This window comes from Pseudomonas sp. IT-347P (assembly GCF_949768005.1).
Classification (GTDB): domain Bacteria; phylum Pseudomonadota; class Gammaproteobacteria; order Pseudomonadales; family Pseudomonadaceae; genus Aquipseudomonas.
The window spans coordinates 47642-55524 of the sequence record NZ_CATKPQ010000006.1; the positions used below are offsets into that span (position 1 = coordinate 47642).

General features: G+C 60.1%; 3 protein-coding genes and 1 pseudogene. All 4 read left to right on the plus strand.

From position 1 onward, the window contains the following. Nucleotides 1–13: 13 nt before the first annotated feature. Entirely contained in the window at nt 14–2059 is a 2046-nt protein-coding gene (gene flgK / locus ACM6IV_RS03385; protein ID WP_414868717.1) for a flagellar hook-associated protein FlgK, read from the plus strand. Between the two features lie 13 nt (nt 2060–2072). Continuing rightward, nucleotides 2073–3641, plus strand: coding sequence for a flagellar hook-associated protein 3 (locus tag ACM6IV_RS03390; protein WP_414868718.1), 1569 nt, complete (start codon nt 2073–2075; stop codon nt 3639–3641). A 114-nt stretch (nt 3642–3755) separates the two neighbouring features. Further along, nucleotides 3756–7358: a glycosyltransferase gene (locus ACM6IV_RS03395; RefSeq protein WP_414868719.1), complete on the plus strand. Its 3603-nt coding sequence runs from the start codon at nt 3756–3758 to the stop codon at nt 7356–7358. A gap of 220 nt (nt 7359–7578) precedes the next feature. Continuing rightward, a pseudogene (locus ACM6IV_RS03400) lies at nt 7579–7883 on the plus strand (calcium-binding protein); the annotation flags it as partial.

Below are 7883 nucleotides of genomic sequence, written 5' to 3' on the forward strand. Positions count from 1 at the left end.
TAAGGTCTGAACCATGAGTTTGCTCAATATCGGGATGTCGGGACTGTCGGCCAGCCAGTCCTCTTTGGCTACGACAGGCAACAACATTGCCAACGTCGACACCGCCGGTTATTCACGTCAGCAAACCGTACAGGGCACCAAATCTTCGCAACAGTACGGCACCGTGTTCATCGGTACGGGCACGACCTTGGCCGACGTGCGCCGGGTGTACAACTCGTACCTGGAAAGCCAACTGCACACGGCCACTTCGCTCGACAGCGAGTCCGCCGCGTTTCTGGCCCAGGCCACGCCGCTGGACTCCATGTTGTCGGACACCAACACCGGCCTGACCGGCGTACTGCAAAAGTTTTTCACCACGATGCAGGGCGTCTCGACGTCGGCGACCGATGACACCTCGCGTCAATCGGTGCTGACCGGTGCACAGGCGCTGACCAGTCGCTTCAATACCATCGCCAAACAGCTCAACGACCAGAACACCACCCTCAACGGCAGCCTGGGCGACATGACCACCCAGGTGAACAAACTGGCCACCTCGATTGCCAACCTGAACCAGAAAATCGGCGAGATCTCCACCAGCGGTGGTGCGCCGAACGATCTGCTCGACAGCCGCAACGAGGCCGTGCGCCAGCTCTCCGAACTGACGGGCGCACAGGTCGTCGAGCGCGGCACCAGTTTCGACGTCTACATCGGCAGCGGCCAGCCGCTGGTAATCGGCAACACCACCAACTCGCTGAGCATGGTGGCGAGCAAAACCGATCCGTCGCGCATGGCCATTCAGATGGATCGCGGTTCGAGCACCATCGACATCACCTCGGCAATGAGCGGTGGCGAAATCGGCGGCCTGCTGACTTACCGCAAGGAAGTCCTCGACCCTTCGCTCAACGAGCTGGGCCGCGTGGCGCTGGTGATCGCTGATCAGGTCAACCGCCAGCAAGCCCAGGGCATCGACAAGAACGGTGACTTCGGTGCGGCGATTTTCAACAACATCAACAGTGCCGCGCTGATCAGTTCGCGCAGCATCGCGCAGTCGGGCAACAGCACCGGTTCCGGTAACCTCGATGTCACCATCAAGGACACCGGCAAGCTGACCACCAGCGATTATCAAGTGACGTTCACCAGCGCCACCGACTACACCGTCAAGCGTTCCGACGGCACCGATCTGGGCGCGTTCAGCACCACGACCAATCCGCCACCGGTGATCGACGGTTTCACCCTCGCCCTCAATGGTGGGGCGTTGAGTGCCGGTGACAGCTTCAAAATCACCCCGACCCGCAATGCGGCTGCCAGCATCCAGACGGTGCTCACCGATCCGAAGAAAATCGCGGCGGCAGGGCCGTTGACCGGTGTGGCCAGCGCTGCCGGCCTGGGGACTTACACCCAGCCGACGCTCAGCGACAAGATTGATATCTACAACCCGACCGCCCAGGCCGACATGCAGGCGGCGCTGAAGAACTCGACGCCGGTCAAACTGGTGTTCGGTGATGCCAGCGGTGGCAGCCAGTCCTACACGCTGGTCAACGCCAAGGGGCAGAACATCGGCACCGGCACCATCGTGCCCGGCCAGTCGAACACGCTGAACCTGAAAGTCGGCATCGTCGATGCCAGCGGCAACCCGGTGCTGGACACCAGCGTCACGCCTAACGTGCAGAAAACCTTCACCGTGCAGACCACTGTGGGCGGCACACCGAAGTCGGGCGAAACCTTCACCATGAACCTCACCGGCGCGGCGTCTTCGGACAACCGCAACGCGCAAGCGCTGGTCGCCCTGCAAACGGCGCAGACCGTCGATACAGGTTCGGCAAGCAAGGGCATCAGCCTGACTGACGCCTACAACAAACTGGTGACCAACGTCGGCACCAAGACTGCCCAGGGCAAGTCCGACAGCGCCGCGACCACAGCAATTCTGGATAACGCCAAAGGCGCGCGGGATTCGCTGTCCGGGGTCAACCTGGATGAAGAAACCGGCAATCTGGTCAAATACCAGCAGTACTACACAGCGTCTTCGCAGATCATCAAAGCTGCGCAGGAAACTTTCGCCACGCTGATCAACAGCCTTTAAGGAGTCGTAATTCATGCGCATTTCCACCGCCCAGTATTACGGCACGCAAGCGTCGGACTATCAGCGTAACTTCAACAAGGCTGTCGCCACCGCCAGCGAGGCGAGCAGCCTGCAGCGCATCACCAACGCCTCCGATGATCCGATCGGCGCCGGTCGCTTGCTGCAACTGGGCCAGCAGGCCGCGATGCTGGATCAGTACAAAACCAACGTCAACACCACCAAAAGCGCCTTGACCGTGCAGGAGTCCACGCTGGATTCGATCACCACGGCATTGGCCCGCGCCAAGGAAATTTCCCTCGCTGCCAACAACGGCACGATCACCGATAAGGACCGCCAGGCTTTCGCCTCGGAACTGGGCGAAATCCAGAAGCAAGTGCTGGGCTTGATGAACTCCAAGGATGCCAACGGCAACTACCTGTTCTCCGGTTCGAAGACCGACACGGCCCCGTACTCGCAGAACGGCGACGGCACCTACACCTACAACGGTGACCAGACCACGATCAATCTGGGCATCGGCGATGGCCTGACGGTCGGCACCAATACCACCGGTTGGGATGCCTTTCAGCAGACCATCAACACGGCCCGCACTAACGTTACCCGGACTGCTCCAGCGGTGGATGACGGCCGTGTCGTGTTGTCCAACGGTACGATCGGCACTGAAGCCACCTATAACGCCAAGTTCACCGGCGGCCAGCCGTATACCGTCAGTTTTGTCAGCAGCACGCAGATGAAAATCACCGATGCGCTGGGCAATGACGTGACTGCTGAAGCCAGCAAGAACGGTGTGATCAGCAACACTAGCGGTGCCAACCAGAGCTTCAGCTTCCGCGGCGTCGACATGAAGCTGAACATCAACCTGCAAGCGGGCGACACCAACCCGGACGCGGTCATTGCCGGGCACAGTTTTCAGCTGGCCGTGACACCGGACACGTTCACCACTACGCGTAGTCCGGGCAACCCTTCGACGACGGTGATCACCGGTTCCACCATCACCGACCAGGCCGCCTACGCGGCCGCATTCCCGCAAGGTGGGGCGGTCCTCAAATTCACCAGCGCCACGGCGTTCGACCTGTACGCGGCGCCGGTGACGGCAGACAGCAAGCCGGTGTCTTCTGGCACTGTAGCTGGCGGCAACGCGACGGCAGCCGGTGTGACATTCGCCTTGGGTAACACTCCGGCGGCCGGCGATCAATTTTCGATCCAGCCAAACAACCATCAGACCCAGAATGTGCTCGACACCCTGGGCCAGATGATCACCGCGCTGAACACGCCGATCGATGGCGACCCGGTGGCCAAGCAAAAACTGCAGGGCGCCATGGAGGCCGGCATCGGCAACATCGACGCTGCCAGCAACCAGATTGGCACCGCAATCACTTCAATCGGTGCTCGTGGTCAGTCGCTGGATATGCAGTCTGTCACCAACGACAGCCTGAGCACCGCTAACACCACGACGCAAGGTTCGATCCGCGATTCCGATCCGGCCGAAGTCATGACTCGCCTGACCTTGCAGCAGACCATGTTGCAGGCTGCGCAATTGGCGTTCAGCAAGATCAGCCAGTTGGGTCTGTTCAACAAGATCTGACAGTCACGGGCGCGCAAGCGCCCGGAACTTCGGCTCTTGAGTTTCCAATGTCTTTTTTCGCGGTTTCAGAGGGCTCGCAATTCCGGGCGGGTTCCCGCCGCTTGCGAGTCCGCCGTGAAGTCACTTCCCCTTGTCAGCCTTGTCATTCCCGCCTTCAATCCGCGCTTCTTCGAGCGGGCATTGCGCAGCGCCGTCAGTCAGGGTTACGGCAATCTTGAAATCATTGTGTGCGATGACAGTCGTGGCCCTGAAATCGAAGCCATTGTCACGGCGATGATCGAGCATAGCGGGGTTGCCGTGCGTTACGTGCGCAATCCGCACACCCTGGGCATGGTCGGCAACCTGCAGGCCTGCCTGGATCAGGCGCAAGGCGAATTCATCAAGTTTCTGTGTGACGACGATCAGCTGTTCACCAGCTGTATCGAGCATCAGGCTGACGTGCTCGCTCATCGTGACGAGGTCAATCTGGTGCTGGCCCAGCGGCTGTTGTGGGACGCCGACGACATGGCGCTGCCTTCACGACTGGAAAACACGCCAATGTCGCCGGTCAGTGGCCTGTTCAAAGGTGCTGATCTGCTGGCGCTCTTCGAAACGTTCCCGTCGAACCTCCTCGGTGGTTTCAGTAATGCCCTGTTCCGTCGTGCCGACATAGTCGAATTACTGCCGGCGCTGACCCAGCCGGAACACTGCTTTGTTGCCAGCCTCGATTTTGCGCTGTTCGTGTGCTTGCTGCGGCGCGGCAACGTGGTGATCTCCAATCATGTGTTGAGTGTCGAGCGCCTGTATCCGGATCGTTTGAGCGGCCAGCAAGCCATGAAGGACGCTTTGGGGGTCGAGCAGAAATGGCTGTTGCAAATGCTCGAGGCGCGCAGCGGCGAGTCGGCGCCTGCGAAGGGGTGGGCGCGTTATGTGCCGTTGTCCAAGGCGGATGAGTCGCCCCGGGTCTGGATAGAGCTGCCGTTGAGCCGAACGCTCGGTACCAAACAGAGCGCCCAGATCTGGCAAGTTGGCGCTGACAGCCAGAGTTTTTCCGAACTCTATTCGCAATGGCTGGAGTGCCGCAGGCTCAGTGACGTCCAGAGCAGATTGCTGCCCGACACCCTGGCAGGCTGGCCGTCGACGCCGCGCATCGTGCCGATCGTGGTGGATGAGCAGGGCAGTCCGGCAGCGCTGGAACGTACGCTGGAAAGTCTCGCCGCGCAGATCTACCCGCCCGAGCTGACGCTGGTGCTGTCCAGCGAATGCGCTGAGCCGGTGCTGGATGGGCGTGTGTTCCATTTGCCGTTACAGGATGATTACCAGCAACAGATCAATCAGTTGCTGCCGCAACTGGAAGGCGCCGACTGGTTTTATCTGCTGCGCGCCGGTGATCGTCTGGTGCCTCCGGCCTTGCTGATGATGGCGGAGCGCATCGCCTTCAACAGCGCTCTGCACTGTCTGTACAGCGATGAAGGCAGTTTGCGTGCGGGTGAGTCGGTAGAGCCAGCATTCAAGCCTGACTTCAACCTGGATCTGATGCGCACCTACCCCTACGTCGGCCGCGCCCTGGCATTCCGGCGCGAGACCTTCCTGACACTCGGCGGCTTCGATTCGACGTTCACCGAACTCGCGCCTCACGACATCCTCTGGCGGATGGTTGAGGATCAAGGCACGCAGGTGGTGGGACATCTGGCCGAGATTGCCATCGAGTCGTCCTTCGACCTGGCCCAGTGGTTGTCGCTGCCCGCTGTAACGGAGAACAACGCGCGATTGCTGTCGGCGCATCTTGATCGCCTGGGGATCGCCCACGATCTGCGTCGTGGCAGTGTCGAGTTGCTCAATCGGGTTGATTACTTGCATGCCCATCGGCCGTTGGTCTCGATCGTCATTTCCACTCGCGATCAGATTGCAGCCTTGCAACGCTGTGTCGAAAGCCTGCTGGAAAAAACCGCGTACAGCGAGTACGAGCTGTTGCTGGTCGACAATGCCAGCGAGACCGCCGAGGCTCGTGCCTGGCTGGACGGTATGGCGCAGCTGGGCAGTGAGCGCGTACGCGTGCTGACCTACCCGCAGCAGGGTAACGTCGCCGCACTGCGCAACTTCGCCGTGGCTCAGGCGAGGGGCGAGTACATTCTGCTGCTCAACCCCTACACGGTGATCACGCAGGCTGACTGGCTTGAGGAGTTGCTCAATCACGCCCAGCGTCCGGAAGTCGGCATCGTCGGCGCCAAGATCTTCAATCCCGATGGGTATGTGTTGCATGCGGGGCTGGTGCTCGGTCTGCAAGGGCCGGCCGGCCTGCCGTTTTATGGTCAGGCCATGCAGGCATCCGGGTATATGTTCCGCTTGCAGGCCGTTCAGGACCTGAGTGCCGTCGGTGCCGATTGCCTGATGGTGCGCAAGTCGGTGTTCGATGCGGTTGACGGTCTGGACGAGCAGAATCTGCCGCGCATGTTGCATGAAGTGGACCTGGCCTTGCGCGTAACCCGCCAGGGTTATCTCGTGGTGTGGACGCCTTATGCGGTGCTGGCGCTGGGCGCACAGCCAGTCGAGGCGGTCATCAATGAAGAGGAGGTCTCGCACAACCAGCAAGAAGAAACGTTTTTCAAGCGTTGGCTGCCGGTCATTGCCCGCGACCCTGCCTACAATCCCAATCTTTCGCTGCAAAAACACACCGCTTCGAGCTTCACCCTCGAGCCAGGCCTGCGCACCGGGTGGAGTCCTTTCAGCAATAACACCTTGCCGAAGATTCTCGGGTTGCCGCTCAGCGCCTCCGCGATCGGTCACTACCGGATCACGCAGCCGTTGATCGAACTCGAAGCGGCAGGTCGGGTACAGGGGCAGATTCGCTATAGCGTGAACTTGCCGCCGATAGTCGAAATCGAGCGTATGTCGCCTGATGTGATCGTTCTGCAGGGGCGTTATACCGCGTCGTCGGTCAACGAAATTCCGCTGCTATGCAACTACTTCAGCGCCCGGCGCATCTATGAGCTGGACGACTACGTTATCGATGTTCCCCATCGCAACGCGCATATCCGCAATATGCCGGACAAGCATGAGATGGAGCGTATTGTTCGCCGAGCAATCGGCCTGTGCGACCGCGTCGTGGTCTCGACGCAACCGTTGGCCAACGCCTTGTCGGACATGCATCACGACATCCGCGTGGTGCCGAACATGTTGGCGAAGGAATTCTGGAGCAACCTTCGCAGCCGGCGCCGTACCTCGAAAAAACCGCGCGTCGGCTGGGGCGGTGGCACCAGTCACCATGGTGACCTGGCGGTGATCGCGGATGTCGTGCGCGAACTGGCGGATGAAGTCGACTGGGTGTTTTTCGGCATGTGCCCGGATGATCTGCGTCCATACATGCATGAGTTCCACGGCGTGATCGGCCTCGACGCCTATCCGGCGAAACTGGCCAGCCTCAATCTGGATCTTGCCCTTGCACCGTTGGAGTTCCACATCTTCAACGACTGCAAAAGCAACCTGCGTCTGCTTGAGTACGGCGCTTGCGGCTACCCGGTGATCTGCACTGACACCGAAGCCTACCGCGGCTATCTGCCGTGCACGCGGATCAAGACCAACACTACGGAAGAATGGCTGCAGGCGATTCGCATGCACCTGGCCGATCCTGATGCCAGTTACCGCATGGGCGACGAGTTGCGTGAGGTGGTGCTGCGCGATTACGTGTTGCGCGGCGATAACCTGCGCTACTGGGAGAATGGCTGGCTGGCGGATTGACAGGCTCGCGCTACACCCCCCAAAAAAGGCGACTTTCGAGTCGCCTTTTTTTGGCTGCGAAAATCATATTGCATCAATCTCGATACAATTTTTTGCAGGGCCTCAAGCTGCGACCCTTTCCTGTCGATATCAACACATTCGTCAGTCTTTTGCGCTCGCTGCGATGACGTGTGATCGACCGCGAGCTGGTACCGGTTCTTAACAAGGCAAGGAAGAAGTAATGGCGGTGATAAATGGGACAAGCGGCGCGGATACGCTGATCGGTACCAATGACGATGACCAGATCAATGGTCTGGGTGGCAACGACCTGATCAAGGGAAGTGCCGGCGCGGACCAGATTGATGGGGGTACAGGGTCTGACACCATGGATTACTCGGCCTCCGCCGAGGCGATCAGTGCTGAAATTCGTCCAGGCACCAGCGTTGCGGGCGTGGGTGGTGATTCGCAGGGAGATACCCTGACCGCCATCGAAAAAGTCATCGGTTCGGCCTTCAACGATACCTTCACGGCAGCGGCCATCAGCTA